The organism is Methylobacterium sp. J-030 (assembly GCF_022829545.1).
GTDB lineage: Bacteria > Pseudomonadota > Alphaproteobacteria > Rhizobiales > Beijerinckiaceae > Methylobacterium.
The window spans coordinates 1-26774 of record NZ_JAKSYM010000382.1 but is presented as its reverse complement, the minus strand read 5'-3'; the positions used below and the strand labels follow the sequence as shown (position 1 = coordinate 26774).

Here is a 26774-nt window from a genome sequence, read left to right as displayed (position 1 = left end):
GGGCAAGGGCCGGGTGGTGCGGGCGGACGCGGAGGCGCGGGTGGCGATCCTGTCGCTCGGCACGCGTCTGGCGGAGGGGCTGAAGGCGGCCGATACGCTGGCGGATCAGGGCATCGCGGTGACGGTTGCGGATGCGCGGTTTGCCAAGCCGCTGGACGAGGCGCTGATCCTGGATCTGGCGCGGGACCACGAGGTGCTGATCACGATCGAGGAGGGGTCCCGGGGCGGGTTCGGGGCGATGGTTCTGCACCTCCTGTCCGAGAAGGGGGCGCTGGATGCGGGCCGGGTGCGGGTCCGGACGCTGACGCTTCCGGACATCTACCAGGACCAGGACAGTCCGGAGACGATGTACGCCCAGGCCGGCCTCGACGCCCAGGCCATCGTCAAGACCGCCCTCGGTACCCTGCCGGAGCGCAAGGAAGGGCGGTCGCGGCTGCGGCTCGCCTGATCCCGTTGGGTCGCTCCGCGACGCGTCCCGTGCTGGTTCCCGGCTCGCAGTCCGCCGGCGCTTCATGCGCCCGGGACAGGGGGGCGTTTCATGCTTCATCACCCCTTTCCTGGACAGGTGGAGCGAAGCGGAACCTGATCTGGGACCCAGCACAGGAAGCGCCGCGCAGCGGCTCCGGATCCCCCACCCCCGCCGCCTCATCTTGCCGCTCGGGCGGTTCGGTGACACAAGCGCGCCGCGGCTGGACATTCCCGGCCGCAATGACGTTTGGTAACCGTCCAGATCCGTGATGGCAGAGGCCACAACCCCCGGCTCCCCCGAGGTCGGCCCCGTGCTGATCACCGGCGCGAGCGGCTTCCTCGGCTCGGCCCTTGTCGACGTGTTCCGTCGTGCCGGCTTCCCGGTGCGCATCCTCGTGCGCGCGTCGAGCCCGCGGACGAACCTCACCTGGACCGACGTCGAGATCGCCGAGGGCGACATGCGCGACCCGGCCGCCGTGGCGGCGGCGATGCGCGGGCAGCGCTATCTGATCCACGCCGCGGCCGATTACCGGCTCTGGGCCCCGGACAGGGAAGAAATCGTCCGCACCAACCGCGACGGCACGCGCCTGATGATGCGCGCCGCCCTGGAGGCGGGCGTCGAGCGGGTGGTGTACACGTCGAGCGTCGCCACCATCAAGCCGCCCGCCGACGGGATCACGCCCTCCGATGAGACCATGCCGCTGACCCCGGAGACCGCCATCGGCGCCTACAAGCGCAGCAAGGTCGTGGCCGAGCGCGTGGTCGAGGAGATGGTCGCCCGGGACGGGCTCAAGGCCGTCATCGTCAATCCCTCGACGCCGATCGGTCCCCGCGACGTGAAGCCGACGCCCACCGGCCGGATCATCCAGGAGGCGGCGCTCGGCAAGATGCCGGCCTTCGTCGATACCGGCCTCAACCTCGCCCATGTGGACGACGTGGCGCAGGGCCACCTTCTGGCGCTGCGGAAGGGCCGGATCGGCGAGCGCTACATCCTCGGCGGCGAGGACGTGTTCCTGTCGCAGATGCTGGCCGACATCGCCGGGATGGTCGGGCGCAAGCCGCCGACCGTGAACCTGCCGCGGGCGGCGGTCTATCCTGTGGCGTTCTTCGCCCAGCTCGCCGCGCGGGTGACGGGCAAGCAGCCCTTCGCGACGATCGACGGCATCCGCATGTCGCGCTACCGCATGTTCTTCTCGGACACGAAGGCGCGCGCCGAGCTGGGCTACACGGCCCGGCCCTATCGCGAGGGCCTGTCGGACGCGATCGCATGGTTCCGTGCCGCGGGGTACCTCGCATGAGCACCCTCGATTCCGCCACCGCGGCGCGCTCCGGCAAGGGGCACCGCGACGAGAACTTCCCCGTCGCCTCGCACCTGATCCATCCGCGCCACCGGGGTGCGATCCTGGCGTTCTACAACTTCGTCCGAGCCGGCGACGACGTCGCCGATCATGCCGAGCTGTCGCCCGAGCGCAAGATCGAAATCCTTGATCGCCTCGCCGATTCACTGACCGGTGCCGGCCCGTCCGATCCGGAGGCGGAGCCGCTCAAGCGCGAACTCGCCGCACGGACACTGCCGCCGCGCCATGCCCTGGAACTGCTCGACGCGTTCCGGATGGACGCGAGCAAGAGCCGCTACGCCGACTGGGACGAGCTGATCCACTATTGCCGCTACTCGGCCATGCCGGTGGGGCGCTTCGTTCTCGACATCCACGGCGAGGACCCGACCCGGGTCTGGGGGCCGTCCGACGCGATCTGCGCGGCGCTCCAGATCATCAATCACCTGCAGGATTGCGGCAAGGATTTCGCCGGTCTCGACCGGGTCTACATCCCGCAGGACGCCCTCGACCGCCACGGCGCCAGCGTGGCGATGCTCGGCGAGGCCGAGGCGCCGCCGCAGCTCCGGGCCGTGATCCGCGAGCTGGCGCGGAAGTGCCTCACCCTCCTCGACGAGGGCGCGGTCCTGCCGGACCTGATCGACGATCTGCGCCTGTCTCTGGAGATCGCCGCGATCCACCGGCTCGCCGTCGTGCTGGCCCAGGGCCTGACCGAGCGGGATCCGCTCTCCGAGAACGTTCATCACGGCAAGGCTGCCTTCGCCCTGACGGCGCTCGGCGGCGTCGCCGCCACCCTGGCCCGCCGGCCCTTTCGGGGTCGGACCGTCCGGGCCGCCGCTCAAGGAAGCCGTTCGTGAGCGCCACCGCGACCCCCGCGCCCGCCGAGCAGGGCGCTGCCCCGGCGCTCCCGGCTGCTGGCTCCTCGTTCTACACGGCGATGCGCCTGCTCCCGAAGGAGCGGCGGGAGGCAATGTACGCGGTCTACGCCTTCTGCCGGGCCGTGGACGACGTCGCCGACGACGGCGGCACGCGGCCCGTGCGGCAGGCCGAACTCGACCGCTGGCGGGCCGATATCGATGCCCTCTATGCCGGCCGCCCGGCCCCGCGGGTGCGCGACCTCGTGGAGCCGGTGCGCCGCTTCGGCCTGAAGCGCGAGGATTTCCAGGCGGTCATCGACGGCATGGCAATGGACGCGATGGCGGACATCGTCGCCCCCGATGCAGAGACCCTCGACCTCTACTGCGACCGGGTCGCCAGCGCGGTCGGCCGCCTGTCGGTCCGGATCTTCGGCATGCCGGAGGCGGACGGCATCCGGCTCGCGTGGCATGAGGGGCGGGCGCTCCAGCTCACCAACATCCTGCGCGACATCGACGAGGATGCGGAGCGCGGCCGCCTCTACCTGCCGCGCGAGAAACTTCACGCGATCGGCCTCACCGATCCGACGCCGGTTCAGGCGATCAGCCATCCGCGCATCGGCGAGGTCTGCCTCTCCCTCGCCCGCGAGGCCGAGGAGCATTATCAGGCAACCTGGGAGATCATCCGGCGCAGCCCGCGCAAGGCCACCAAGGCCGCCCGGCTGATGGCGGCCGCCTATCACCTCTACCTGAAGGCCGTGCTCGCCCGCGGCTGGGCCATGCCCCGGGCCCGGGTCAAGCCCGGCAAGCTCGCGCTGCTCGGCGTCGCCCTCCGGCACGGCATCGTCTGATGGGAACCGTTCACGTCGTCGGGGCCGGTCTCGCCGGCCTGTCCGCCGCGGTCGCGCTAGCCGAATCCGGCGCGCGGGTGGTGCTGCACGAGGCCGCCAAGCAGGCGGGCGGGCGCTGCCGCTCCTACTACGATCCGGCGCTGGGCCTGACACTCGACAACGGCAACCATCTGCTGCTCTCCGGCAATGCCGACGCGCTGGGCTTCCTCAAGACGGTCGGCGCCCCCGCCGACGCCCTCGTCGGGCCGGACGAGGCCGCATTCGATTTCGCGGACCTCGCCACCGGCGAACGCTGGCGCCTGCGCCCCAATGCCGGGCGGCTGCCCTGGTGGGTGATGAGCCCGTCGCGCCGCGTCCCCGGCACGAAGGCGCGGGACTATCTCGCCCCGCTCGGGATCCTGCGGGCCGCCTCCGGCAAGGCGGAGGGCGCGGGCGGCACCATCGGCGCCCACATGACCTGCGACGGCGACCTCTACCGGCGGCTCTGGCACCCGGTGCTGCTCGCCGCCCTCAACACCGAGCCGCGGGACAGCGATGTCGGGCTCGCCGCCCGGATCCTGCGCGAGACCCTGGGGGCGGGCGGCAAGGCCTGCCGTCCGCTGGTGGCGGTGGAGGGCCTGTCCTACGCCTTCGTCGACCCGGCCCTGCGCTACCTGACGGCGCGCGGCTGCGAGATCCGGTTCGGCCGGCGCCTGCGTGGGCTCGACCTCGGCGAGGGCCGGGCCGGGCAGCTCCTGTTCGCGGACGGCCCCGAGGCGCTCGGCCCCGAGGACAGGATCGTGCTGGCGCTGCCGCCCTGGGTGGCCCGCGAGGTGTTGCCCGGGCTCCTCGCCCCGGTGGAATTCCGCTCCATCGTGAACGCGCATTTCGCCCTGACGCCGAAGCCGGGCAGCCCGCTGCTGCTGGGCGTCGTGAACTCGCTCACGGAGTGGCTCTTCGCCTATCCGGACCGGTATTCGGTGACGATCAGCGGTGCTGACCGGCTCCTCGACGTGCCCCGGGAGGATCTCGCCCGCCAGATCTGGAGCGAGATCGCAACCTTGTGCGACCTTGCGCCGGAACTGCCCAGCTGGCAGATCGTAAAGGAGAAGCGTGCGACCTTCGCGGCCACGCCGGCGGAAGCCGCGCGGCGCCCGGGGGCCGAAACCGCCTACGCGAATCTCGTCCTGGCAGGCGACTGGACCGCAACCGGTCTGCCGTCGACGATCGAGGGAGCGATACGCTCGGGCCAAACTGCCGCGCGCGCCCTGCGCGCCGGATCTGTCGCGCCTGCCGGAACCCGGCTGCGCGGCGCAGCTTAGGCATACGTCCGCCGCGAGGCGGGTGTTCGAGGTCGAGGATGATGAGAGAGGCCGTCAGCAAAGTCGAGCCGCTTCAGCGGTCGAAGACGCAGGGGATCTCGCTGGACGATGTCGAGCGCGGCGTCGCGCAGGCGACGCGCGCCCTCACGGCACTGGCCCAGGACGATGGGCATATCTGCTTCGAGCTCGAGGCGGATGCCACGATCCCGTCCGAGTACATCCTGTTCCACCAGTTCCGCGGCACGCAGGTCCGGGATGGTCTAGAGGCCAAGATCGGCCAGTACCTGCGCCGCACGCAAGGCCGGCACGGCGGCTGGGCCCTCGTCCACGAGGGGCCCTTCGACATGAGCTGCACGGTCAAGGCGTATTTCGCCCTCAAGATGATCGGCGACGACATCGAGGCGCCGCACATGCGCCGGGCCCGCGAGGGTATTCTCGCCCGCGGCGGCGCAGCGAACGCCAACGTGTTCACCCGCTTCCTTCTGGCACTCTACGGCGAGGTGCCGTGGCGCGCGGTGCCGGTGATGCCCGTCGAGGTGATGTTCCTGCCGAAGTGGTTCCCGTTCCACCTCGACAAGATCAGCTACTGGGCCCGCACCACCGTGGTGCCGCTGTTCGTGCTCCAGGCGACGAAGCCGCGGGCGCGCAACCCGCGCGGTGTCAGCATCCAGGAGCTGTTCGTGACGCCGCCGGAGAGCGTCCGGCGCTGGCCGGGCTCGCCCCATGCCACGTGGCCCTGGACGCCGATCTTCGGCTTCATCGACCGGATGCTCCAGTCCGTCGAGGATCACATGCCGGGCAAGAGCCGGCAGCGGGCCATGGAGAAGGCCCGCGCCTGGGTCAGCGAGCGCCTGAACGGCGAGGATGGGCTTGGGGCTATCTTCCCCGCCATGGTCAACTCGGTGCTGATGTACGAGGTGATGGGCTATCGACCCGATCATCCGCAGGTCCGCGTCGCCTGCGACGCCATCGAGAAGCTCGTCGTCGAGAAGGCCGAGGAAGCCTACGTCCAGCCCTGCGTCTCGCCGGTCTGGGACACCGCCCTCGCGTGCCACGCCCTCCTCGAGGCCGGCGGCCCCGAGGCGGAGGCCCAGGCCCGCGCCGGTCTCGACTGGCTGAAGCCCCGTCAGGTGCTCGACATCGTCGGCGACTGGGCGGCGCGCAAGCCCAAGGTCCGGCCGGGCGGCTGGGCGTTCCAGTACGCCAACGCCCACTATCCCGACCTCGACGACACCGCCGTGGTGGTGATGGCGATGGACCGCGCCATGCACCAGCACGGGCTGGTCGCCGGCATGCCGGACTACAAGGCCGCGATCGCCCGCGCCCGGGAATGGGTCGAGGGGCTGCAATCGGAGGATGGCGGCTGGGCGGCGTTCGACGCCGACAACAACCACATGTACCTGAACCACATCCCGTTCTCGGATCACGGCGCGTTGCTCGATCCGCCGACCGCGGATGTGACCGCCCGCGTGGTCGGGATGCTGGCCCAGCTCGGCGAGACCCGCGCAACGTCACGCGCGCTCGACCGCGGCGTGAACTACCTCCTGAACGACCAGGAGGAGGACGGCTCCTGGTACGGCCGCTGGGGCATGAACTTCATCTACGGCACGTGGTCGGTGCTCTGCGCCCTCAACGCCGCCGGGGTCGATCCGGCCGATCCGCGGATCCAACGGGCCGTGTCCTGGCTGATCCGCATCCAGAACCCGGATGGCGGCTGGGGTGAGGACGCCAACTCGTACAAGATCGACCCGGCCTTCGAGGCCGGCTCATCCACGGCCTCCCAGACCGCCTGGTCGCTGCTCGCCCTGATGGCAGCTGGCGCGGTCGACGACCCGGCCGTGACCCGGGGCATCAACTTCCTCACCCGGACGCAGGGCGCGGACGGGTTCTGGAAGGAGGAGCGCTACACCGCCACGGGCTTCCCGCGGGTGTTCTACCTGCGGTATCATGGCTATCCGAAGTTCTTCCCCCTCTGGGCGATGGCGCGCTATCGCAACCTGAAGCGCGGCAATAGTCGGCGCGTCCCGTTCGGTATGTGATGCGGCGGCGCCGGTCCTGACGGGCCGGCCTTTCTCTCCGCCGGACCGCAGCGCGTTCGACCGTCCCGGTGACCGACCTGCGAGCCCCGGTATCCGACACGTGGCCTCCTCAGACAGCGATTCCGCGGGTGCGGGCGCGCCCAGTCCCCCGCAGGATCAACCCGCCGCGACCCCGCGGCGCTCGCGTCTGCTTGCGGACCTTGCGGGACTGGTCCACCAGCGCGCCATGATCGATCCCACAGCCCCCGTCCTGGCCGTCACCGGCCTCGCCCGCGAGCGCCGGATGGCCGCCGGGCGGGGGGTCGAGGCAGTGGGCGCTGGCGGCAACCCGCACCGGCTCCGCCAACTCCTCGACGCGCGCGTGCCACCCGGCTGCCGGGCAGTGGTGAGCTTTGGCATCGCGGGCGGGCTCGATCCCGCGCTCAAGCCCGGCGACGTGGTGGTCGGGACCGGCGTCGTGAGCGAGGATGGGCGGCGGGCGGCCGATCTCGATCTCTCGGCCGCGTTGCTCAACCTCCTGTCCGGGATGGGACCGCGGGTGATCCCCGCCGATTTGGCCGGAGTCGACGCGGCCATCCTCGCTGTCGACGGCAAGACCGAGCTGCGCGCCACGACGGGCGCGGCGGCGGTCGATATGGAATCGCATGTGGCGGCAGCTTTTGCGGGCCGCCACGGCCTGCCCTTCGCGGCCCTGCGGGTGATCTGCGATCCCGCCGGCCAAGCGCTGCCCGCCTTCGCCGCCGAAGCGCTCACGGCCGACGGCGAGCCCGACATCGCCGCGGTGTTCTTCGCCTTCGCCCGGGGCCGGGCTCGGCTGGGCGATCTGATGCGCCTCGCCAAGGACTCGAACGCGGCCTTCGCGACGCTTGGGCGGTGTCGCGCGCGGCTCGGCGCGGGACTCGGCGTTCCGGTGCCGAGCTGAGACCAAAAAAAAGCGCCGGCCTGCTCGGCCGGCGCCCATCGGAGGTCATCACGCGGCGCGGGAGGGGATCCCGCGCCGGACGGAACCGGCCTCAGCCGTTGTTCTTGCTGAGCGAGACCGCCACGAAGCGGGTCTGGCCCTTGCCGCTCTTCACCCGCATCAGCACGGCCTTGCGTCCGTTCGACTCGGCGGCCCGGATCTGCGCGGCGACGTCGGCGGGACGCGATACGCTCTGGCCGCCGACGTCGAGGATCACGTCGCCTGCCTCGATGCCCTTGGCGGCCGCCGGCCCGTCGGGATCGACCTGAACCACGGCGACACCCTGATCGGACAGGCCGACATCACCGGCCGGGGCGAGCTGGAGGCCGAGCCGCGGCTGGCCGTTGCCCGAATCCTCATCGCGGCTGGCCATCTTGGTGCCATCGGTCGGCATGGAGCCCAGCGTCACCGTGGCGGTGTCGGACTTGCCGCCGCGCAGGTAGCTTAGCTCGACCTTGGCGCCGGGCTTCATGCCGGCGATCTTGCGCGAGAGTTCGCGGGCGCTGTCCACCGTGTCGCCGTTGACCTTCTCGATCACGTCACCGGCCTTCAACCCGGCCTTCGCCGCCGGAGTGCCGTTCTCGGCATGATCGACCAGGGCGCCCTTGGCCTTGTCGAGGCCGAGGCCCTCGGCAATGTCCTGCGTCACCGGCTGGATCTGGACGCCGAGATAGCCGCGGGCGACCTTGCCGTCGGTGCGGAGCTGATCGACCACCGCCTGCACGGTCTCGGCGGGGATCGCGAAGGCGAGGCCGACGCTGCCGCCCGAGGGGGACGCGATGGCGGTGTTCATGCCGACCACCTCGCCGTTGACGTTGAAGGTCGGGCCGCCCGAGTTGCCCTTGTTGATCGGAGCGTCGATCTGCAGGAAGTCGTCGTAGGGGCCGGCGCCGATGTCGCGGCCGCGGGCCGAGACGATGCCGGCGGTCACGGTGCCGCCGAGGCCGAACGGGTTGCCGATCGCCACGACCCAGTCGCCGACCTGCGGCGCGGCCTTGCCGAACTGCACGTAGGGGAAGTTCGAGCCCTCAGTGATCTTCAGGAGTGCGACGTCGGTCTTGGCGTCCTTGCCGATCACCTTCGCGTCCAGGGTGCGGCCGTCATCGAGGGTCACCTGCACGGTCTTGGCATGGTCCACGACGTGGTTGTTGGTCACCACGTAGCCGTCGGCCGAGATGATGAAGCCAGAGCCGACCGCGCCGCGCGGGCCCTGGTGCTGGGGCTGCATGCCGCCGGGGCCGTTCTGACCGAAGCGCTTGAAGAACTCGCGCAGCTGCGGCGGCACGTTCTGGAGGTTGCGGCCCTGGTTCGGCCCGTCCTCGTCGTCGCTGCTGCTCGCCGAGTCGTCGAGCTTGACCTTCACCGAGACCACGCCCGGCTTCACCTTGTTGACGATACCGGCAAAGGAGCCCGGCGGATGCTCGGGGGCCTCGATCGGCGACTTCGGCAGCGCCTGGGCGTAGGCCGGGGTGGCGGACGGCAGGTATCCGCTGCCCAGCGCGCCACCGGCGATCAGCGCGGCGGCGGCCACCGAGGCGAGGGCGCGGCGCGAGGTGCGGCCGGAAGGACGGGTCTCGGTCATGGGAGTCTCGGTCTCTCGGGGATGATCGGGGCGACGCCGGCTCACGCGGCGATCGATGCGACCTGTCTAAGGGGCCGCCCCTGACCCGGGCGTGGCGGTCACATTACGGTTTGGACAGGTGGCGCGGCGTGCGAATTCGGCCGGGTCCGTGCCGCCGTGCAGACGAAGCTAAGGCACCAGCAATCCGTCATCAGATGTTGAAAAAGACCGCTGGCTCGTAACAACCGTCACCGGCCGCGCAGGGAAATCGCGTTACGCTTTCCCGATGTCGGGCGCGTCGGCGGGGCTTCGCGAGATCTGTGGACTCGTCGCGCAAGATCGGTTGGAGGCTGCAATGAGGATTGTGTTCGCCGGTTTGATCGTTCTCGGGTCCGTTGTTGACGCGATGGCGGCAGAGACGTATTCGAATTACTGCGACTACTTCGACTCTGAACCTGCTTCGGCTCACCGAGCCGACCGGAAGAGCTTGCGCAAGACGGCCCCGGCGACTCATGGCGTCGATACGCGACGCCATCATGATTATGGCGAAGACTTGCTGTCCAAGAACCCTGATAACCTGAGACCCGGTTACAGGGGCGCGGCCGGAACCTACGTGCCGCTGGACTATTCAACGCATCCGAGTGGCCTTGCGGGGGACGGCTTCGGGGGATCGGCAAGCCAATCGTACGGCAGCTACGGCGCCCCCAATCCGTTCGGCGGCTCGCTCGGCACCCGTCGGTAGGATGGATGGGTCAGGTGATCAGGGGGTTGCGCGGCAGCTCAGTCCGAGCCGGTCGCTCACGGCGGCCAGGCGGCGGTCGCGCGTTCGGATCCGGGAGCCGGGCATCAGTTTCGCGGATGCCAGGCGATGCGCATCGACGTCGCCGAGACCGAGGCCGTGCAACGCATGGTCCGAGATCAGGCGCATGACCTCGTCCGGCTCAGCAAGCTGCGCTCGCGGCATCCGCTCAAGAAAAGTCAGCACGGTCGTCCGATCGCGCAGAGTTCCGAGCGCGAATTCGCCGATCACATCGGGATGAACGCGCGGGCGTCCGTCGCCGAGGAGCGCGATCAGGACTGGATCCGCGTTTCTGAGATGGTCGATCCAGACATTCGTGTCGATGACGATCACGGCTCGGCACGGCGGCGCGGTCCGTCATCGACTGTCGGATCGCTTCCGCCGAGGAGGATCATGCGCCGGGATACCTCGCGCTGGATGAGCGCCCGCAGGGCTTCCCGAAGAAGCTCCGATTTCTCGTTGATGCCGGAGTATCGCTGCGCACCCTCGACGAGCTTGTCATCGAGCGTGATCGTCGTCCGCACGGCGCACCTCCATACGACGCATCGAATGTCGCGTCAGATGATGCCGTTCAAGATGCGTCGGACTGGGCTGCTGCCCGAGAGTTCGAACGGGCGCCCTTTCGAACCAGGCGGTCCCGGTTTGGCCGGGGCCGACACTCAATCCCCGCTGAGCCGCGCGAGCGCCTCCTCAATCTTCGCGAGCCGCGCCGCCTCGCTCTCCCGCCGCTCGCGGTTCTCCTCGATGATCTCCTCCGGCGCGCGGGCGACGAAATCGGCGTTGCCGAGCTTGGCGTCGATCTTCCTGATCTCGCCCTCCGCCTTGCCCTTCTCCTTCGTGAGGCGGGCGACCTCGGCGGCGAGGTCGACCACACCCTCCAGCGGCAGCGCGGCGACGCTGCCGCGCACCAGGAGCTGAACCGAGTTCCTCGGTGGCGTCTCCGCGAACGTGATCTCCGACAGGCGCGCGAGGCGCAGCAGCGTGTCCCGCCACGCCGCGACCCGCGCCCGGACTTCCGCGGACGCGCCGACCATCACCAGGGCGATCTGCGCCGCGGCGGGCACGTTCGTCTCGGAGCGGGCCGAGCGGATCTGGCTGATGAGATCGACCACGAAGCCGACCTCGGCCTCCGCTGCGGTATCGGCGAGGTCGGCGAGGTCCGGCCAGGCGGCCAGGGTCAGGAGGCCGCGCTGGGGCAGGTCGGCGCCTTTGATCGCCCACAGCTCCTCGGTGAGGAACGGCATGAACGGGTGCAGGAGCTTGGCGACCTGATCGATCAGGAAGGCCACGCTCGCCTGCGTCTCGGACCGGACGACCGGATCGACGCCCTCGCCCTGCAGCACCGGCTTGGCGAGTTCGAGATACCAATCACAAAAGATATTCCAGACGAAGCGGTAGGCGGCGCCCGCCGCGTCGTTGAAGCGGAAGGCGTCCAGCGCCGCCGTCACCTCCTCCACCGCGCGGGCCGCCTCGGTGAGCGCCCAGCGGTTGATGGCGCCCGTGGCGGCGCGCGGGTCGAAGGCCGGGTCCAGGCGACAGCCGTTCAGCTCGGCGAAGCGGGCCGCGTTCCAGAGCTTGGTGGTGAAGTTCCGGTAGTCCTTGACCCGGTCCTCCGACAGCTTGATGTCGCGGCCCTGGACGGCCAGCGCGCAGAGCGTGAAGCGCAGGGCGTCCGCCCCCATCTTCTCGATCAGCTCCAGGGGATTGACGACGTTGCCCTTGGACTTCGACATCTTCGCGCCCGACGCGTCCCGCACCAGCGTGTGCAGGTAGACCGTGTCGAAGGGCGCCCGGTCGGTGAGGTGCAGACCCATCATCATCATCCGGGCGACCCAGAAGAACAGGATGTCCTTGCCGGTCACCAGGGTGTTGGTCGGGTAGTAGCGCGACAGCTCCGGGGTCTTGTCCGGCCAGCCGAGCGTCGAGAACGGCCAGAGCGCCGAGGAGAACCACGTGTCGAGGACATCCGCGTCGCGCTCGAGCGCCACCGGCCGGCCGTGCTTCGCGGCGGCCTGAGCCAGTGCCTCGGCCTCGGTCTCGGCGACGAAGACCGCGCCCTCCGCGTCGTACCAGACCGGGATCTGATGCCCCCACCAGAGCTGGCGCGAGATGCACCAGGGCTCGATGTTGGTGAGCCACTGGAAGAAGATCTTTTCGTAATTGTCCGGGACGAACTTGGTCTGCCCGTCGCGCACCGCCTGGAGGGCGCGCTCGGCGAGCGGCTTGACGTTCACGTACCACTGGTCGGTGAGATAGGGCTCGATGACGACGCCTGAGCGGTCGCCGTGGGGCACCGCATGGGTGTTCGGCTCGATCGTGCGCAGGCGCCCGCGCGCCTCCATCAGGGCGACGACGTCCTTGCGTGCTGACGCCCGGTCGCGGCCGTGGAGCGCCACGGCCTCCGGCTCGGGCGATGCCCCGTCGAGGAAGGCCGCGTTGCCGGCGAGCAGCATCCCACCCTCGGGGTCGAGGACGTTGATCAGGCCGAGCCCGTGCCGCCGGCCGACCTCGAAATCGTTGAAGTCGTGGGCCGGCGTGATCTTGACCGCACCGGTGCCCTTCTCGGGGTCGGAGTATTCGTCGGCGACGATCGGGATCAGCCGGCCGACCAGCGGCAGGCGCACGCGCTTGCCGACCAGTGCCCGGTAGCGCTCATCCTCGGGATGGACCGCGACGCCGGTATCGCCCAGCATCGTTTCGGGGCGGGTGGTCGCCACCGTGATGATGGCGCCGGTCTCAACGCCCGCCTCATCGACCACCGGATAGTCGAAGTGCCAGAGATGGCCCTTCACCTCGATCTGCTGGACCTCCAGGTCCGAGATCGCGGTCTGGAACTTCGGGTCCCAGTTCACGAGGCGCTTGTCGCGATAGATCAAACCCTGCCGGTGCAGGTCCACGAAGGTCTTGAGCACGGCACGGCTCAGCCCTTCGTCCATGGTGAAGCGCTCCCGCGACCAGTCGCAGGAGGCGCCGAGACGCTTCAACTGGTTGACGATCGCCCCGCCGGATTCCGCCTTCCAGGTCCAGACCTTCTCGACGAAGGCCGCGCGGCCGATCTCCCGGCGACCGGGCTCCTGGTGCGCCATCATCCGCCGCTCGACCACCATCTGGGTGGCGATGCCGGCATGGTCGGTCCCGGGCTGCCACAGCACGTCCTTGCCGCGCATGCGCTCGAACCGGCAGAGCACGTCCTGGAGGGTGTTGTTCAGGGCGTGGCCCATGTGCAGCGACCCCGTCACGTTCGGCGGCGGGATCACGATGCAGTAGGGGGGCGCCCCGGCGCGCTCGGGACGGCCGGCGCGGAAGGCGCCCGCTTCGTCCCAGGCGGCGGAGATCCGCGCCTCGACGGAGGCGGGCTCAAAAGTCTTGTCCATCATCGCGGGTACGGGCGGGCGCTTGTCCAACAGGGGTCGGACCCGCTTTCGACCGTCAGCCCGCTCCCGTCAACACGCCGTCGATCCGACGGGGCCTAACCCGGCGCTCAGACACTCAGCGGCCGCGGGAGACCCGCTCGATCTCGGCGCGCACCAGCCGCTCGACCACGGCCGGCAGGTTGTCGTCGAGCCAGGATTTCAGCATCGGCCGGAGCATCTCCTTGACGAGATCCTCCAGGGTCCGGGCGTTCTGGGTCAGGACGGTGTGGGCGAGCAGGTTGAAGGCGCCGCTGACGCTGGCATCGGTCGCCGCCGAGACCAGGGCCTCCGCCGCGGGTTCCGGCTCGCGCGGCCGCTCGGCCTGGACCGCCGGCTGCGGCGGCGATGGTGGCGCCGGCGGAAGCGGCGCGGGCGCCGCCGCGACCCGCTCGGGTTCCGGCTCGAAGGCCGGCGCATCGAAATCGATCGCGTCGAAATCGAGCGGCTCGGGCTCGGGCTCGGGCGCCGGCGCGACGGCGCGGGGGCGCATCACCGGTTCGGCGACCTCGGCGAGGTCGAGCACGTCGTCGGGCTCCGGTTCGGGAATGACTTCGACGGGCTTGGTCGCCTGATCGTCGGCGATGATCCGCCGGATCGAGGCGAGGATCTCTTCCATCGAAGGTTCCTGCGCCTTATCGGCAGCCTTGTCCTGGAGTTTCGTGTCCGGGATCTTGGGGCTAGCTGCACTCATCGGCAGGCGCACTCGGCATGGGAGACTGGAACGCGACCCGATCGGGTCGATGTTCAATCAGTATTCCATGCCGTTTCGGTGCGGCAAGCGTGCTTTCACCACACTCCCCGTGGAAAAGGTGTCAGCGGCCGTCAGGGGTGCGCAGGCCGAACCACAGGTCCTTGACCTGATCGTAGTGGACCTTGGCGCTGTAGTACTCGACCGGTAGGGCGGTGAACCGGGCCGTCAGCTGCCCGATCGCCTGAACCACCCCGTAGGAGTAGATCACGCGGTCGCGCTGGGCGGCGATCAGGTTCACGCGCGAGGTCAGCAGCTCCTGCTGCGCGTTCAGCACGTCGAGGGTGGTGCGCTGGCCGACCCGGGCTTCCTCGCGCACGCCGTTCAGCGCCACCTCGTTGGCCTGGACCTGCGCCTGGGCGGCGATGACCTGCGCCTTCGCGGCCTCGAGCAGGCCCCAGAAATTGACGATCTGTGCCCGAACCTGGTCGCGCGCCTGATCGACCAGGATCCGGTTCTGGCCGACGGTCTCCTTGGCCTGCCGGATCTGCGCGTATGTCTGGCCGCCCTCGTAGATCGGGATGTTGAGCCGGCCGCCGACGAAGCCGACGAAGTAGGACTGGTTCGGGCCGTTCTGATCGTAGACTTGGCTCAACGAGCCCTGCAGGCTCAGGTTCGGTGCGAGCTGGCCTTCGAGAACCTTGACCTGCGCCTCCGACGCGTCGACGGCATGGATCGCCGAGACGATCTGCGGATGCTCGCGCAGGCCGATGTCGATGGCGGCATCCAGCGAGGGTGGCACGAACCGGTCCAGCGGCCGGCCGGGCGCGAGCTGGCGCGGCTCGACGCCGATGTTCTGTCGATAGATGCCGATGCTGGTGCGGAGGTTCGATTCGGCCGTGCTGACCTGCGAACGAGCCCCGGCGAGGCGGGCCTCGGCCTGGGCCACGTCCGTACGGGTCACCTCTCCCACGTTGAAGCGGTCGCGGGTCTGCCGGAGCTGTTCCTCCAGAACCTCGACGTTGTTCCGGTTGAGTTCCAGGGTCGCGGTGTTGCTCAGCACGTTCATGTAGGCCTGAACGGCGTTGTAGAGAACTTGCAGCTCGGTCAGCCGCAGGGTCTCGCGCTGGCTGTAGACGGTCGATTCGGCGCGGCGCGTCAGGTTGTCGGTCTGGAAGCCGTTGAAGAGCGTCTGCGTGACGGTCAGGCTCGCCGTGGTCGGCAGATAGGTTTCGCGGATCGTCCGATTCGACGTGATCGTCTGCGCCGTGGTCGCCGTCGAGGCGCTCGACAAGCCGCCGGACCCCGACACACCGCTCGTTCCGGACGTGGTCGTCCCGGCGGTGCCGGTGCTGGAGGTTCCGATGCCGGTGGTGCCGGACGACGTCCCGATGCCGGTCGACGTCCCGCTGCTCGACCCCGTGCCGGTCGTCCCGCTCAGCGAGGTCCCGGTGGTCGCCGTGGTCGCGCCGGTACTCGCGGCGCCGGCGGCGGCCGCCACCGTGCTGGAACTGCGGGTCTGGATGTACTGGACTCCGATCGAGGCGCCGACATTGACCTGCGGCCGGTACCCCGACTGAGCGATGGCGACGTTCTCATCGATTGCGCGCACGCCGGCGCGGCTGGCATTGAGAGTCGGGTTGCCCTGGTAGGCTTTCGCGAGGGCGCTCTCCAGCGTCTCGGCGGCGGCCGGGGCCGCTGCCGAGATCGCCAGCCCCGACGCCATCATTCCGATGGCGCGGAACGTGGAGCGACTCGCTGGCGGACGTCGTGTCACGATGAACAAGCCCTTCCGGCCTCTTCCGATCCGAATATGTGCGACGAAAACAGCCAAGTTAAAGGCGGTCCGCTGGTATCAGATCAAGCCCACCCCACCGTCACGCTTAGCCCAAATTCGTTGCCTTGGCTTGCACCGACCGGTCGGGGGAGTCGGAATGTACGGGAGTTGGGGCATTAAGGTGACACATCGTCCGCGCGTCCGAGGTGGCTGGACGGAGTGCCGAATGTCCGGATCGGTGGTGCGCGCAACCGCCCCCGTTTCAAGCCCGGCCCGATCGACGGGCATAGGACGCGCGCGATGAGGCACGGCGCTCGGTGACTCTCGACCGGAAGATCCGCCCGATGATCCCCCGCGGGCGGACGGGTCCGGCCGCTTCCCGGCAATGGCGCCACATTGCCCTGCAACCATCCGGGCTTCGGCCTCCGCTTGCCTCCACCGTGGACACCCCCGTGATGATCAGATCGACGCTCGCCCTAATCCTACTCTGTGGCCCTGCCGCGGCGGCGGGAACGATCAGCGGCCCGGCGACCGTGATCGACGGCGACACGATCGCGATCGAGGGAATCCGCATCCACCTGTACGGCATCGACGCGCCTGAGACGGCGCAGAGCTGCGAGACCGCGGCGGGCCTGGAATACCGCTGCGGCCGCGAGGCTGCGCGGGTCCTGCGGGCGCGGATCGGCGGCGGCGTGGTGACCTGTGAGCGTCGGGACCCTGCGGTCGCGGGCCGCCTGACCGGCCGTTGCCACGTCCGCGAAGGGGACCTGTCCGCTTGGATGGCCAGCCAGGGCTTCGCGCTGGCCAGCCGCCACGTGACCATGGCCTACGCCGCCCAGGAGGGCCGAGCCTGGGCGACCCGCCGCGGGATCTGGGCGGGCACCTTCGAGAAGCCGGCCGATTGGCGCCGGGATCGGCGCCGGGTCGAGGCCTCGGCCGGGGCCGGCGCGGACGAATAGGGCCGCGCAAGCCATCGCATCTTGCCGTCGCGTCAGGCCGTCTCGTCGTGGCCCTGGGTGAATTCCCGCCACAGCAGCACCAGGGCCGCCATCACGGCCGGCCCGACGAACAGGCCCAGCAGCCCGAAGGTCTCCACGCCGCCGAGGATGCCGAGGAGCACCCACAGGAACGGCAGCTTCGTGGTGCCGCCGATCAGGGCTGGCCGTACGAAATGGTCCGCCACGAAGGTCACCACCAAGCCGGCCACCGCCACCACGATGGCCGCCTTCGTGGCGCCCGCCGCCACCAGCAGCAGCGCCGCGACGGCGATGGCGAGGGCGGCGCCGAACGGGATCATCGCCGCCACGGCCGTGAAGGCGCCGAGCAGCACGGGGTGCGGCACGCCCGCGAAGTAGTAGACGATCCCGAGCAGGAAGCCCTCGCCGAGGCCGACGAGGACGAGGCCGTCCACGGTGCCGTGCACCGAGGCGACCATCTGACGGGCGACGCGCTCGCCCCGTGGCCCGAACAGCCGGTGGCAGGCGGTCAGCGCCTGGTCCCGCACCGTGCGCCAGTCGCGGAACAGGAAGAACAGCGCCACGAGGCTGAAGCCGAACAGCACGACCCGCCGGACGATCTCCCGCCCGACATTGCGGGACGTGCCGATCACCGAATGGTTCTCGAAGCGGTGCAGCAGGTCCGAGCCCGCCTGCGCGTGGCCGAGGTTGTCGTTCCACCATGTAGTGGCCTGTGCGGCGCCGTAGGGGAGGTGCTGGAGGAATTCGGGCGCCGGAATGCCGTTGGCCTCGGCGTTGCGCACGAACTCGGCCACGTCGTGGGCCTCCCGGGCCGCCTGGACGCCGAGGATCGCGAGGGGTGCCAGGAAGACCAGCGCCACGGCCGCGGTCATCAGCGAGGGCAGCAGCAGGTTGTGCTTGCCGGGCGGGAAGCGGCGCTCCAACCGGTTGTAGAGCGGGAACAGGGCGATCGCGAGCACCACCGCCCAGGCGAGCGCCGGCAGGAACCGATGCAGGATCCAGAGGCCGAGGGCCGAGAGCGCCAGGACGAGCAGGACGCGGGCCGCTCCCTGCGAGCGGGCCCGCTCGTGCGGCGGCAGGGGGGGCGCCGCCTCGATCCGCACCGGCGGCGGTGCGGGCTTGGTGATCGGTGGCATCCGTCTCGTCTCCTGGGTACGCGCATTCTCACGCGTCAGCTAACGCATCGCCCCGAATGGTGGCCACCTGCTTCGGGAAAAAGACGATGCGCCTCACGAAATCGCGCGCAGGGTCCTGATTTCGATATCTGGGATGACGTGCTCCACGCGGCGGCGGCGTCGGTACGGCCGAGGTTGCGCGACCAGGGTGTGCAGGTGGCGCGATGTGCGCACATTGACCGAGGCAGGCTCGGTATGCCGATGACCGGTGAACCGAAGGATGTCCGGTTGCCGATCATGATCACGCGATCGGCGGCGATCGACGATGGGCGGTTCGAGGACCGTATCCCGAGCCGGGCCGTCGCGATCCGCACGCTTGTCAAGCGTGGACGCGACGGTCCGGCTTTGCGGCGGAGCCCGGTCAGCATGACGGGCGATGTGGTCGGGAGCCGCGATGCCGGGTCGAACGCTCGGTGAGGTGTCGGGCGGACCCCATAGGAGTCGAATGAGGGAGCGCCCTTTCAGGGAATCGGCTGAACTCGCGAAGCGGATCACGCGGGAGGTGATCGGCAACGATATGCCGCTCGAAGCGTGGCTCAAGAGCGCCCATACCTTCGATGGTGAGAACGCGATCCGCCTCGTCATTCTCCTCCCGGCTTCCAGAGCGCGAGACGTGAAGGGCGAGCAGCTCATCACGATCATGGTCGGATCAAGGAAGCCCTGTTCGATATCGGGGAGACGGGGCTGCCTCTCATCAGCTTCGCCCGCATGGAGGACGCCCCGGAGCTTGAACGTGCTGAGTTCAGCGCATCGGTTCGTGCCGGACGGCGGCTGGGGGGATGCCGTTGCCGGTTACGCGGACAGTTTCGTCACGTTGAACGAGCTGCGGATGCTGGCTGATTACGATCCAACGTACGTCGTCCTGCCTTTGGAGGCTGCGCGCTATATCCTCCTGGCCCGCTCGGCCATCAACCTTCTCGACACGGCTGATCCGGTCGCGAGGCGGGCCTTCCTGGCGCTCCTCCTGGTCCCGCCGCGATAAGTGCTGATGTCCGATGATCCTTATCCTGGCTCTCCAGACGGTTGTCCTGTGCCAGAGCGCCGCTACGGTTGCCGCCCCTGACACCCTCGTGTAGAGGTCGCCGCCATCCCACGGGGCCGCGTTTCAGGACCCGTCTACGCTGAGGGTGGTCGCGCGGGGCGTGCCGGGCTGTCCGGCGGCGAGGGGGCTTCCCGCCCGACCGATCCGGAATCCGTCCAGCCCGCGAGAAGACATGTCCGACGAGCCCGCCCACGGCAGCGCCACCTTCGAGCGCGTGGCCGACATCATAGCCGAGACCGCCGACATCCCGCGGGACAAGATCACGCCCGAGAGTCACGCCATCGACGACCTCGGCATCGACAGCCTCGCCTTCCTCGACATCGCCTTCGCGGTCGACAAGGCCTTCGGGATCAAGCTGCCGCTCGAGCGCTGGACCCAGGAAGTCAACGAGGGCAAGGTCCCGGCCGAACAGTATTTCGTGCTCAAGAACCTGTGCGCGCGCATCGACGGCCTGGTGGCCGAGAAGGCCGCCAAGGTCTGACGCTAATCCGGCTGATCGTCCCGCCATGCGCCTCGAATATTTCGAGATGATCGATACCGTCCGGCTCCTCGACCGGGCCGCCGGGCGGATCGAGGCGCTCGCCCGGGTGCCGACCGAGAGCCCGGTCTTCGAGGGGCACTTCCCCGGCCATCCCCTGGTGCCGGGCGTTCTGCTGACCGAGACCATGGCGCAGGCCTCCGGCTACCTCGTGCTTGCCCATCTCGACTTCGCCCGGATGCCGTTCCTCACCGGGGTCGACAAGGCGCGGTTCCGCTCCTTCGTCGGGCCGGGGGCGGACCTCGTCGTGACGGCGAGCCTGGAGCATGACGGCTCCGGCTACGCGGTGACCAAGGCCGCGATCAGCCACGCCGGCAAGGCACTCTGCGACGCGGAGCTGCGCTTCCGCACCATGCCGTTCCCGGATGGGCTCGATGCGCCGATGCGGGCGCGGGCGCGGGCGATCGGCCTGTTTCCCGATCCGGTGCAGCCGTGAATCGATCCGTCGTCGTCACCGGCCTCGGCCTCGTCTCCTGCGCGGGCGAGGGCGTCGAGGCCCATCTCGCGGCCCTCGACGCGGGGGCAGCACCCCGCACCGACGCGGAGACCTTCGCGCCCTATCCGGTGCATCCGGCGCCCGCGATCGTCTGGGACGGCCAGATCCCCAAGCGCAGCGACCAGCGCCAGATGGAGGCGTGGCAGCGGCTCGGCGTCTACGCGGCGGGCCTCGCCCTCGACGCCGCGGGCGTGAAGGAGGACGCGGCCTTCAAGCAGGCCCTTCATCTGGTCGTGGCGGCGGGCGGCGGCGAGCGCGACTACACGGTCGACGGCGCGATCCTGACGGGCCTGCGCGAGGCCGAAGATCCCGGCGCCTACCTGAACGAGCGGTTGCAGAACGACCTGCGCCCGACCCTGTTCCTGGCCCAGCTCTCGAACCTGCTCGCCGGCAACATCGCCATCGTGCACGGGGTCACAGGGGCCTCGCGGACCTTCATGGGCGAGGAGGCCTCCGGGGTCGACGCCCTGCGAGTCGCCCAGGCGCGGGTGGCGTCAGGCCAGATCGACGCGATTCTGGTCGGCGGTTCGTACAGCGCCGAGCGGCCGGACGTGCTGGTGATCCACGAGATGGGCGGCTTCCTCGCCCGGGACGGGTTTCGCCCGGTCTTCGAGCGCGGCGCGCAGGGCGGCTTCATCCTCGGGAGCTGCGCGGCCTTCCTGATGCTCGAATCGCAGGCCCACGCCGCTGCCCGGGGCGCCCGCGCACTCGCCCGCCTCGACGCGGTGGCGAGCGACCGGACCCGGCGCGCGCCCGGCAGCGTCGCGGCGAGCCTTCAAGCCCTGTGGCGGCAGGCCGGAGTCTCGGCGCCCGATCGCGTCCTGTCCGGCGCGACCGGCGTCGCGCCGATCACCGCCGACGAGCGGACCGTCCTGGCACGGCTTGCCCCCGGCAGCCGCCTCAGCGCCCTGGGGGACGTGATCGGCCACGGGCTCGAAGCGGCGGCGCCGTTCGGTGCGGCCCTCGCGGCGGCCCTCGTGGCCGCCGGCCGCGTTCACGAAGCCGCCGTCACGGTGGTGGGGCATCGCCGCGGCGAGGGCGTCCTGCGCCTCGGTCCGGCTTGAGCGGGCACGGCTCCGGTGCGGGACCATAGATTTGATGCGCGTCCGCCACGTTGAATCTCGGCCGGCCGCCGCTCATCCGATGCCTCCGGTGTCGATTGCCGCGGTCTTCGGGCCACGAATTCCCGGGCGACAAGGCTGCTGCGCGCAAGAGATATTTCTCCGCGCTTGCCAGGAAACCGCGAGCGGTCTACTAATACGGGATCGGCACGTGTCCGGATATCTTGGACCGTTACGCCTTCGCAGGGCGGTTCTGACTTTCCTATCGCTATCGGTCGATGCCGGCGCTATGCCTGACGGGCAGGTGCCTTCTCTCCCTACGCCTGCGAAGATCAAGGACTTCCATGAGCACCGGAACCGTCAAGTGGTTCAACGAGACCAAGGGCTACGGCTTCATCCAGCCGGATGACGGCGGCAAGGACGTGTTCGTCCATATCTCGGCCGTCGAGCGCGCCGGCCTGCGTGGCCTGAACGAGGGCCAGAAGGTCACCTACGAGCTGGAGACCGACCGCCGCAGCGGCAAGCAGTCCGCCGGCCAGCTCCAGACGGCCTGATCCCCGGCCAAACGTTTCGCGTCGAAGCCGCTCCTTCCGGAGCGGCTTCTTCGTTTCTGCGATCCCTCGGGGTGCAGGCTTTCGCCGCGCCCGACTTAGGAGTGTCTGTGAGCTTTCCCAACAAACAGGGCGTCGTCGATCGCCTCGAAGCCGCCGCCAAGGCGCGGTCGGAGATGCTGGCCCGTTTCCGGGCGCGCCCGTCCGCCGACGATCCGACCGTCCTGGCCCGGCAATCGGCCCGCCGCGCCGTCGTCGATGCCCGCGAGGCCCGGGCCGCGGAGCGCGCGGCCCAGCGCCAGGCCGAGATCGAGCGCGCCGCCACTCTGGCCGAGGCCGAGCGCCTAGCCGAGATCGAGCGCAAGCACGTCGAGCAGCTCGCCGCCCAGGAGCGCGCCAAGGCCCTCCAGGCTGAGCAGAAGGCCCAGCGGGACGCTCGCTACCTCGCCCGCAAGGCGAAAGCCCAGAAGCGACGCTGAGGCGCCGCGGTATCGACACCCCGTCCCAGGAGCCCGGCATGTCTCACAAGTTCAAGATCGGCCAGCGCGTCTGCCGGCCGCAGCTCGGGCTCCCGGGAGACAGGGGCGCGGGCGAGGTGTTCGAGGTGCTCCGGCTGATGCCGGAGGACCAGACGGGCGAGCCGAGCTACCGCGTCCGTACGCAGGGGGGCGAGCGCGCGGTTCGCGAGAGCGACCTCGTGGCGGCGCCGCGGGCCTGATCCGCAGGCTCACCCGAACTGCTCCCGCAAAATCCGCTCGTCGAGGCTGTGGCCGGGATCGTGCAGAAGCACCAGCTCGGTCGAGCGGTCGAGCGAGGTCTCGACCGTGCAGACCCGGCGGAACTCGGTGTGGTCGGCCACCGCCGCCACGGGCCGATGGGGCGCATCGAGCACGTCGATCCGGATCCGCGCGTAATCCGGCAGGAGCGCGCCGCGCCAGCGCCGGGGCCGGAAGGCCGAGATCGGGGTCAACGCCAGAAGCTTCGCGTCCAGCGGCAGGATCGGGCCGCCTACCGAGAGGTTGTAGGCGGTCGAGCCCGCCGCCGTCGCGACCAGCACGCCGTCGGCGATCAGCAGGTCGAGCCGGACGTGCCCGTCCACGGCAATCTTCAGCTTGGCGGTCTGGTGGGTCTGGCGCAGCAGGTAGACCTCGTTGATCGCCCGCGCCCGGTGCAGGCGGCCCTCGGTGTCGAGCACATCCATCACCAGTGGGTGGATCACGCTGCGCTGCGCGGCCTCCAGGTGCTCCAGAAGATCGTCGTCCCGGAACTCGTTCATCAGGAAGCCGACCGTGCCGCGGTTCATCCCGTAGATCGGCTTCGGTTTGTCCATGAACCGGTGCAGCACCTGCAGCATCAGACCGTCGCCGCCGAGCGCCACCACGACATCGGCCTCCTCGGGCGGGACGTGGTCGTAGCGGCGCATCAGGGCGGCGGCGGCCTCGCGGGCGTGGCCGGTCGGGCTCGCCACGAAGGCGATTCGTTTCGAATTTGGCATGTGTCAGGCGCGGCCGGGCAGGTGTGTCGCGTCGGGCGTCATCACGTCACGGCTCCAGTGCTGACGAGCGAACCGCCCGGTTGACGTCGGTGCCCCGCAGGCCCCTCACTCGCCGGGACTGCGCGACTTTAAATACGCGAGTTGGACTGCGCGCGTTGGAGGCATAGCATGGAGCGTCCGCTCCTCGTCTACACCACCTTTCCCGATGTGGCCTCGGCGCTGAATATCGGCGAAGCCCTCGTGCGGGAGCGGCTGATCGCCTGCATCAACGTGCTGCCGGGCATGCGCTCGGTCTACAGCTGGAACGGCGCGATCGAGCGGAGCGAGGAAGTCGCCGCCCTCCTCAAGAGCCGCGCGGGCCTGGCCGATGCCCTGTCGGCCGCCCTGAAGGCACGCCATCCCTACGACACGCCGGTCATCCTGCACCTGCCGGTCGCCGGGGCGGACGCCGACACGGCCGCCTGGATCCTGGCGGAGACCAGGTTGGCCGGCCGGTAGACCGTGTCCCTCCCCATGCTCAATCTTCCGTCGTCTGTGGAGCGGCGACCCGGCCAAGCATGAATTGTCTGTGGACGGGCCGGAGTCGACGGCCGGTAGCGCACCATGCATGGCCGCCAGCTGGCAGACAAAATTCAGTCTTGTGACACGTGCGCTGGCCGCGGAGCGCATGAGCACCTGAGCTGGTGGGCTGTATATCACCCAGTATTGATCGAGCGGGGCTCTCGCCGAAGACCGCGAAACGATTTGTCCGTGGTCGCCGATCACGCCTAAACACGCCGCGGTGCTCTGATCGGCATCTGAACTCGAGAGACCTCACGCTATGGATCAATTCGACAGAGCAAGCCTTGCCGCCGCTGTGCTTCTGGCCGTCTGCGTCAATGGTACGGGCGCGCAGGCCGCGGACGGCAAGACCGCCGAGCCGCTGATGACCATCGAGCCGGCGCCGTCCGGTCCGGCCGGTCTCGCCTCGGACAAGCCGCCGGCCCTGCGCTACGGCGTCCTTTACGCCGACGACAAGGGACACAGCCACGTCCAGTACTGCGATCTGAAGAACTTCATCTTCAAGAGCTATGCCCCGCCGGCCGCGCCGCAATATGTCGGCTTCCCCCCGGGCGAGGTCGCCTCGATCAAGTATGCGGTCCTGCCGGTCGGCTATGTCGGCACGTGGCATACGGCGCCGGGGCCGCAATGGGTGATCACCCTGTCGGGCCGTTGGTCGGTGGAAGCGACCGATGGTTCCGTTCTGGAGCAGGGACCCGGCGAGGTGGAGTTCAACGCCGATATGGGATCGACGCCGCAGGGACCCGAGAAGCATGTCGGGCACCTGACCCGGCAGGTCGGCGACGTGCCGAACGTCCAGCTCATCGTTTCGCTGAAGCCCCAGGCGGGACAGGCTCACGACGCCAGCCCGTGCCAGCCGGCCCGACCGTGATCGACGCGCGGAAGCGGTTGGCCGTGCGCCAAGCCGCTTGGTTCTGACGAAGGGTCCCCCGCCCGTCCTATGCGAAGGCGGGATCCTTCTTCATCGGGGTGATGCACGCGCCGATTTCGGCAGACTTCTTCTGAACGGCGCCGTGCTCGATCGCCGCATCCCTGTTGCCCTGCTTGGAGTGCATCATGGCGTTGTAGGCTTCCGGGTGGAATTGTGCGGGCACGGCCTCGAAGGTCTTGAACAGCGCGTTGTCCCGATGCTTCGTGCCGCCTTCACCGTGGATCCATTGCCCAACCGGACAAAAATCGTCCCTTCGTAAGGTCGACGCATCGATCTCTTATTTTCTAAGAATGGCATTTCTCGTTTTTTTCACGTTTGCGTGCGCGCTGAACGCTTTATCAAGACATTATCACACGTAACAATCCTTTCTTTGCGGTCGGCAGATGGCTATTGCTCGCAAGTTTATCTGGTAAAAACAAATCTGCTCGACCTTATTCTAGAATTGAAAATTTCAAGCTCACAAATTTGGAACTATATATGTATAACTGAGAGATCATATCAGAATATTAGTATGCAATGTCTTGATAGTTCTTAGTATCTATGAGATTTGGTCGTTACGATCTGTTTAGTTCTTACTAGTACTTCAGCGAACCCGCTGAGTGTCGCAAAGCAGCCGGGCGTGAGGCCGGCGCAGAGCTGCCCGGTTATGTCTGTGGATGCGGCCGCGAAGCCGGCTGTAGCGATCGGACGCCTCAGGTCCCGCTGACCGGATAACTACGTCCCTTCCAGGAGGCGGCGCCGGCGCGCTCCCGGCGCAGCAGCACGTTCCATTGAATCGCCAGTGCCACGACGACCGCGGCCGGGTGGAGCGGGATCGTCACGAGCGGCGCCCGGACCGCCAGGGTGATGGCCGCCCGCGTCGCCAGCGACAGGGTGAGGGCCAGGGCGGCCGGGACCAGGGCGGTGGTCGGGATCAGGCCGAGCGGGCGCGCTAGCACGAGGAGCGGCGGCAGGAGTTGACCGCCGCCAAGCAGCAGGGTCCAGACCGGCAGGGCGCGGGCCGTCGCCATGCCCTCGTGGGCGTTCTTGGAGAAGCCGGCCCAGGCCTGCGCGAAGTCGTGGTACATCCGGCAGGTGGCGAGCGCCGCGGCAGCCACCAGATCCGTCCGGTAACCGGCTGCACGGAGCAAGCGGGGCAGGCGCACCCCGTCGTGCAGCGAGGTGCGGATCGCACCGTGGCCGCCGGTGGTCGCGTAAGCCTCGGCCTCGACCAGGATGAGCTGCCCGCAAGCCGCGCCGAGCGACGGGTCACGCAGGCGACGCATCAGCGGCACCGGCAGGTAGCCGAGGAGCAGGAAGTCGATCATCGGCACGGTCAGCATCTCGCCGAGCGTGCCCAGATCCTGCCGGGGTACGCCGCTGACCAGGGCCGCGCCGGTACGATGGGCCTGCGCCGCCAGGGAGGCCGCGCCTTCGGGTTCGAGGCGCACATCGGCATCGATGAACAGGAGGTGCCGCCCGCGCGCGAGGCCGGCCATGTGAAAGCAGGCGTGGTTCTTCCCCGTCCAGCCCTCGGGCAGCGACGGCACCGCGACGAGATGCAGGCGGGGATCGTCGATGGCGCGCACGATCTCCGCGGTCGCGTCCGTGGAATGGTCGTCGCCGACGATCACCTCGACGGGCACCATCGTGCTGGCCAGCGCCGCGCGGACGGTGGCGGCGATGTTCCCGGCCTCGTTGCGCGCCGGGATCAGGATCGAGACGAGGCCGGGATCCGCCTCCGGCTTCGGCCGGCGCAGGACCGCAAGGTTCACCGCCGCCAGCACCGCCGGGAGGAGGGCCAGGATCAGGCCGAGCAGGGCCAGAGCCGTCAGGATCGTGTCGGTCATGGCCGGTGCCGGGGGTGAATCTCGTCCGGTCCCTGCATCGCACGGGGGCGGGGTGGAGTCGAAGGCCTCACG

Annotated in this window: 29 protein-coding genes; 18 read left to right on the top strand and 11 right to left on the bottom strand. The window is 69.4% G+C overall.

Going from position 1 to position 26774, the window contains the following annotated elements:
* The 7 genes from MKK75_RS31075 to MKK75_RS31045 form a co-directional block, all read left to right on the top strand.
* A partial coding sequence (locus tag MKK75_RS31075; protein WP_279594247.1) for a transketolase C-terminal domain-containing protein occupies window positions 1–448 on the top strand: 448 nt, incomplete at its 5' end.
* 289 nt (window positions 449–737) lie between these two features.
* Entirely contained in the window at window positions 738–1766 is a 1029-nt protein-coding gene (hpnA, locus tag MKK75_RS31070) for a hopanoid-associated sugar epimerase (protein WP_244046324.1), read from the top strand.
* Entirely contained in the window at window positions 1763–2659 is an 897-nt protein-coding gene (hpnC, locus tag MKK75_RS31065) for a squalene synthase HpnC (RefSeq protein ID WP_244046323.1), read from the top strand. Before hpnA ends, hpnC begins: the two co-directional genes overlap by 4 nt.
* Window positions 2656–3507, top strand: coding sequence for a presqualene diphosphate synthase HpnD (gene hpnD, locus MKK75_RS31060; protein WP_244046322.1), 852 nt, complete (start codon window positions 2656–2658; stop codon window positions 3505–3507). Before hpnC ends, hpnD begins: the two co-directional genes overlap by 4 nt.
* Window positions 3507–4808: a hydroxysqualene dehydroxylase HpnE gene (gene hpnE, locus MKK75_RS31055; RefSeq protein ID WP_244046321.1), complete on the top strand. Its 1302-nt coding sequence runs from the start codon at window positions 3507–3509 to the stop codon at window positions 4806–4808. The genes hpnD and hpnE overlap by 1 nt, the downstream gene beginning before the upstream one ends.
* Before the next feature lie 41 nt (window positions 4809–4849).
* The gene (gene shc / locus MKK75_RS31050) at window positions 4850–6847 is read left to right on the top strand and encodes a squalene--hopene cyclase (RefSeq protein ID WP_244046327.1); all 1998 of its coding nucleotides are present in this window, start codon (window positions 4850–4852) and stop codon (window positions 6845–6847) included.
* 226 nt (window positions 6848–7073) lie between these two features.
* A complete protein-coding gene (locus MKK75_RS31045) occupies window positions 7074–7769 on the top strand; it encodes a phosphorylase (RefSeq protein WP_244046320.1) in 696 nt (231 codons plus the stop codon).
* 91 nt (window positions 7770–7860) lie between these two features.
* On the opposite strand, the gene MKK75_RS31040 is transcribed toward MKK75_RS31045, so the two are convergent.
* Entirely contained in the window at window positions 7861–9390 is a 1530-nt protein-coding gene (locus tag MKK75_RS31040; protein ID WP_244046319.1) for a Do family serine endopeptidase, read from the bottom strand.
* A 334-nt stretch (window positions 9391–9724) separates the two neighbouring features.
* On the opposite strand from MKK75_RS31040, the gene MKK75_RS31035 reads away from it, so the two are divergent.
* Window positions 9725–10111, top strand: coding sequence for a hypothetical protein (locus MKK75_RS31035; protein WP_244046318.1), 387 nt, complete (start codon window positions 9725–9727; stop codon window positions 10109–10111).
* 18 nt (window positions 10112–10129) lie between these two features.
* On the opposite strand, the gene MKK75_RS31030 is transcribed toward MKK75_RS31035, so the two are convergent.
* The 5 genes from MKK75_RS31030 to MKK75_RS31010 all read right to left on the bottom strand — a co-directional run bounded on the left by MKK75_RS31030 (window position 10130) and on the right by MKK75_RS31010 (window position 15995).
* A complete protein-coding gene (locus MKK75_RS31030; protein WP_244046317.1) occupies window positions 10130–10501 on the bottom strand; it encodes a type II toxin-antitoxin system VapC family toxin in 372 nt (123 codons plus the stop codon).
* On the bottom strand, window positions 10498–10692 hold the full coding sequence (locus MKK75_RS31025) for a type II toxin-antitoxin system VapB family antitoxin (protein ID WP_244046316.1): 195 nt from the start codon (window positions 10690–10692) through the stop codon (window positions 10498–10500). The genes MKK75_RS31030 and MKK75_RS31025 overlap by 4 nt, the downstream gene beginning before the upstream one ends.
* Window positions 10693–10827: 135 nt before the next feature.
* The gene (locus MKK75_RS31020; protein ID WP_244046326.1) at window positions 10828–13545 is read right to left on the bottom strand and encodes a valine--tRNA ligase; all 2718 of its coding nucleotides are present in this window, start codon (window positions 13543–13545) and stop codon (window positions 10828–10830) included.
* A gap of 112 nt (window positions 13546–13657) precedes the next feature.
* Window positions 13658–14197 carry a PopZ family protein gene (locus tag MKK75_RS31015; protein ID WP_244046315.1) on the bottom strand — a complete coding sequence of 180 codons (540 nt, stop codon included), beginning with the start codon at window positions 14195–14197 and terminating at the stop codon, window positions 13658–13660.
* Between the two features lie 196 nt (window positions 14198–14393).
* Window positions 14394–15995, bottom strand: a complete 1602-nt coding sequence (locus MKK75_RS31010) for a TolC family outer membrane protein (RefSeq protein WP_244046325.1) — start codon at window positions 15993–15995, stop codon at window positions 14394–14396.
* A gap of 506 nt (window positions 15996–16501) precedes the next feature.
* Here MKK75_RS31010 and MKK75_RS31005 point away from each other — a divergent pair.
* The gene (locus MKK75_RS31005; protein WP_244046314.1) at window positions 16502–17005 is read left to right on the top strand and encodes a thermonuclease family protein; all 504 of its coding nucleotides are present in this window, start codon (window positions 16502–16504) and stop codon (window positions 17003–17005) included.
* Window positions 17006–17037: 32 nt separating this feature from the next.
* On the opposite strand, the gene MKK75_RS31000 is transcribed toward MKK75_RS31005, so the two are convergent.
* Both MKK75_RS31000 and MKK75_RS30995 read right to left on the bottom strand, forming a co-directional pair.
* Entirely contained in the window at window positions 17038–18159 is a 1122-nt protein-coding gene (locus MKK75_RS31000) for an AI-2E family transporter (protein WP_244046313.1), read from the bottom strand.
* A 93-nt stretch (window positions 18160–18252) separates the two neighbouring features.
* The gene (locus MKK75_RS30995; RefSeq protein ID WP_244046312.1) at window positions 18253–18711 is read right to left on the bottom strand and encodes a hypothetical protein; all 459 of its coding nucleotides are present in this window, start codon (window positions 18709–18711) and stop codon (window positions 18253–18255) included.
* On the opposite strand from MKK75_RS30995, the gene MKK75_RS30990 reads away from it, so the two are divergent.
* The 7 genes from MKK75_RS30990 (at window position 18701) to MKK75_RS30960 (ending at window position 22604) form a co-directional block, all read left to right on the top strand.
* Window positions 18701–19180 carry a hypothetical protein gene (locus tag MKK75_RS30990; protein WP_244046311.1) on the top strand — a complete coding sequence of 160 codons (480 nt, stop codon included), beginning with the start codon at window positions 18701–18703 and terminating at the stop codon, window positions 19178–19180. The genes MKK75_RS30995 and MKK75_RS30990 overlap by 11 nt on opposite strands.
* Before the next feature lie 232 nt (window positions 19181–19412).
* Window positions 19413–19721, top strand: coding sequence for an acyl carrier protein (locus MKK75_RS30985; protein ID WP_244046310.1), 309 nt, complete (start codon window positions 19413–19415; stop codon window positions 19719–19721).
* Between the two features lie 25 nt (window positions 19722–19746).
* Window positions 19747–20214: a 3-hydroxyacyl-ACP dehydratase FabZ family protein gene (locus MKK75_RS30980; protein WP_244046309.1), complete on the top strand. Its 468-nt coding sequence runs from the start codon at window positions 19747–19749 to the stop codon at window positions 20212–20214.
* Entirely contained in the window at window positions 20211–21338 is a 1128-nt protein-coding gene (locus MKK75_RS30975; protein ID WP_244046308.1) for a beta-ketoacyl-ACP synthase, read from the top strand. Before MKK75_RS30980 ends, MKK75_RS30975 begins: the two co-directional genes overlap by 4 nt.
* Window positions 21339–21679: 341 nt before the next feature.
* The gene (locus MKK75_RS30970; protein WP_020090869.1) at window positions 21680–21889 is read left to right on the top strand and encodes a cold-shock protein; all 210 of its coding nucleotides are present in this window, start codon (window positions 21680–21682) and stop codon (window positions 21887–21889) included.
* A 107-nt stretch (window positions 21890–21996) separates the two neighbouring features.
* Window positions 21997–22365 carry a DUF6481 family protein gene (locus MKK75_RS30965; RefSeq protein WP_244046307.1) on the top strand — a complete coding sequence of 123 codons (369 nt, stop codon included), beginning with the start codon at window positions 21997–21999 and terminating at the stop codon, window positions 22363–22365.
* A gap of 38 nt (window positions 22366–22403) precedes the next feature.
* Entirely contained in the window at window positions 22404–22604 is a 201-nt protein-coding gene (locus tag MKK75_RS30960; protein ID WP_244046306.1) for a hypothetical protein, read from the top strand.
* A 9-nt stretch (window positions 22605–22613) separates the two neighbouring features.
* Here the strand turns inward: MKK75_RS30960 and MKK75_RS30955 are convergent, their stop codons facing one another.
* On the bottom strand, window positions 22614–23381 hold the full coding sequence (locus tag MKK75_RS30955) for an NAD kinase (protein WP_244046305.1): 768 nt from the start codon (window positions 23379–23381) through the stop codon (window positions 22614–22616).
* Window positions 23382–23549: 168 nt separating this feature from the next.
* Between MKK75_RS30955 and cutA the strand changes: the two genes are divergently transcribed.
* Together cutA and MKK75_RS30945 are read left to right on the top strand one after the other, a co-directional pair.
* A complete protein-coding gene (cutA, locus tag MKK75_RS30950; RefSeq protein ID WP_244046304.1) occupies window positions 23550–23879 on the top strand; it encodes a divalent-cation tolerance protein CutA in 330 nt (109 codons plus the stop codon).
* Window positions 23880–24201: 322 nt separating this feature from the next.
* The gene (locus tag MKK75_RS30945; RefSeq protein WP_244046303.1) at window positions 24202–24813 is read left to right on the top strand and encodes a hypothetical protein; all 612 of its coding nucleotides are present in this window, start codon (window positions 24202–24204) and stop codon (window positions 24811–24813) included.
* Window positions 24814–24880: 67 nt separating this feature from the next.
* On the opposite strand, the gene MKK75_RS30940 is transcribed toward MKK75_RS30945, so the two are convergent.
* Both MKK75_RS30940 and MKK75_RS30935 read right to left on the bottom strand, forming a co-directional pair.
* Window positions 24881–25036: a hypothetical protein gene (locus MKK75_RS30940; protein WP_244046302.1), complete on the bottom strand. Its 156-nt coding sequence runs from the start codon at window positions 25034–25036 to the stop codon at window positions 24881–24883.
* Between the two features lie 529 nt (window positions 25037–25565).
* The gene (locus MKK75_RS30935) at window positions 25566–26702 is read right to left on the bottom strand and encodes a glycosyltransferase (RefSeq protein WP_244046301.1); all 1137 of its coding nucleotides are present in this window, start codon (window positions 26700–26702) and stop codon (window positions 25566–25568) included.
* Window positions 26703–26774: the final 72 nt, after the last annotated feature.

Excerpts from the sequence above, each read along its gene's own strand:
- MKK75_RS30970 (WP_020090869.1), top strand. The coding sequence starts at position 21,680 with ATGAGCACCGGAACCGTCAAGTGGTTCAACGAGACCAAGGGCTACGGC.
- hpnA (WP_244046324.1), top strand. The coding sequence starts at position 738 with ATGGCAGAGGCCACAACCCCCGGCTCCCCCGAGGTCGGCCCCGTGCTG.
- shc (WP_244046327.1), top strand. The coding sequence starts at position 4,850 with ATGAGAGAGGCCGTCAGCAAAGTCGAGCCGCTTCAGCGGTCGAAGACG.
- MKK75_RS31000 (WP_244046313.1), bottom strand. The coding sequence starts at position 18,159 with ATGCCACCGATCACCAAGCCCGCACCGCCGCCGGTGCGGATCGAGGCG.
- MKK75_RS31005 (WP_244046314.1), top strand. The coding sequence starts at position 16,502 with ATGATCAGATCGACGCTCGCCCTAATCCTACTCTGTGGCCCTGCCGCG.
- MKK75_RS31020 (WP_244046326.1), bottom strand. The coding sequence starts at position 13,545 with ATGATGGACAAGACTTTTGAGCCCGCCTCCGTCGAGGCGCGGATCTCC.
- hpnC (WP_244046323.1), top strand. The coding sequence starts at position 1,763 with ATGAGCACCCTCGATTCCGCCACCGCGGCGCGCTCCGGCAAGGGGCAC.
- hpnE (WP_244046321.1), top strand. The coding sequence starts at position 3,507 with ATGGGAACCGTTCACGTCGTCGGGGCCGGTCTCGCCGGCCTGTCCGCC.
- MKK75_RS30980 (WP_244046309.1), top strand. The coding sequence starts at position 19,747 with ATGCGCCTCGAATATTTCGAGATGATCGATACCGTCCGGCTCCTCGAC.
- MKK75_RS30960 (WP_244046306.1), top strand. The coding sequence starts at position 22,404 with ATGTCTCACAAGTTCAAGATCGGCCAGCGCGTCTGCCGGCCGCAGCTC.
- MKK75_RS31035 (WP_244046318.1), top strand. The coding sequence starts at position 9,725 with ATGAGGATTGTGTTCGCCGGTTTGATCGTTCTCGGGTCCGTTGTTGAC.
- MKK75_RS31015 (WP_244046315.1), bottom strand. The coding sequence starts at position 14,197 with ATGGAAGAGATCCTCGCCTCGATCCGGCGGATCATCGCCGACGATCAG.
- MKK75_RS30945 (WP_244046303.1), top strand. The coding sequence starts at position 24,202 with ATGGATCAATTCGACAGAGCAAGCCTTGCCGCCGCTGTGCTTCTGGCC.
- MKK75_RS30955 (WP_244046305.1), bottom strand. The coding sequence starts at position 23,381 with ATGCCAAATTCGAAACGAATCGCCTTCGTGGCGAGCCCGACCGGCCAC.
- cutA (WP_244046304.1), top strand. The coding sequence starts at position 23,550 with ATGGAGCGTCCGCTCCTCGTCTACACCACCTTTCCCGATGTGGCCTCG.
- MKK75_RS31040 (WP_244046319.1), bottom strand. The coding sequence starts at position 9,390 with ATGACCGAGACCCGTCCTTCCGGCCGCACCTCGCGCCGCGCCCTCGCC.
- MKK75_RS31010 (WP_244046325.1), bottom strand. The coding sequence starts at position 15,995 with ATGGCGTCGGGGCTGGCGATCTCGGCAGCGGCCCCGGCCGCCGCCGAG.
- MKK75_RS30985 (WP_244046310.1), top strand. The coding sequence starts at position 19,413 with ATGTCCGACGAGCCCGCCCACGGCAGCGCCACCTTCGAGCGCGTGGCC.
- MKK75_RS31045 (WP_244046320.1), top strand. The coding sequence starts at position 7,074 with ATGATCGATCCCACAGCCCCCGTCCTGGCCGTCACCGGCCTCGCCCGC.
- MKK75_RS30935 (WP_244046301.1), bottom strand. The coding sequence starts at position 26,702 with ATGACCGACACGATCCTGACGGCTCTGGCCCTGCTCGGCCTGATCCTG.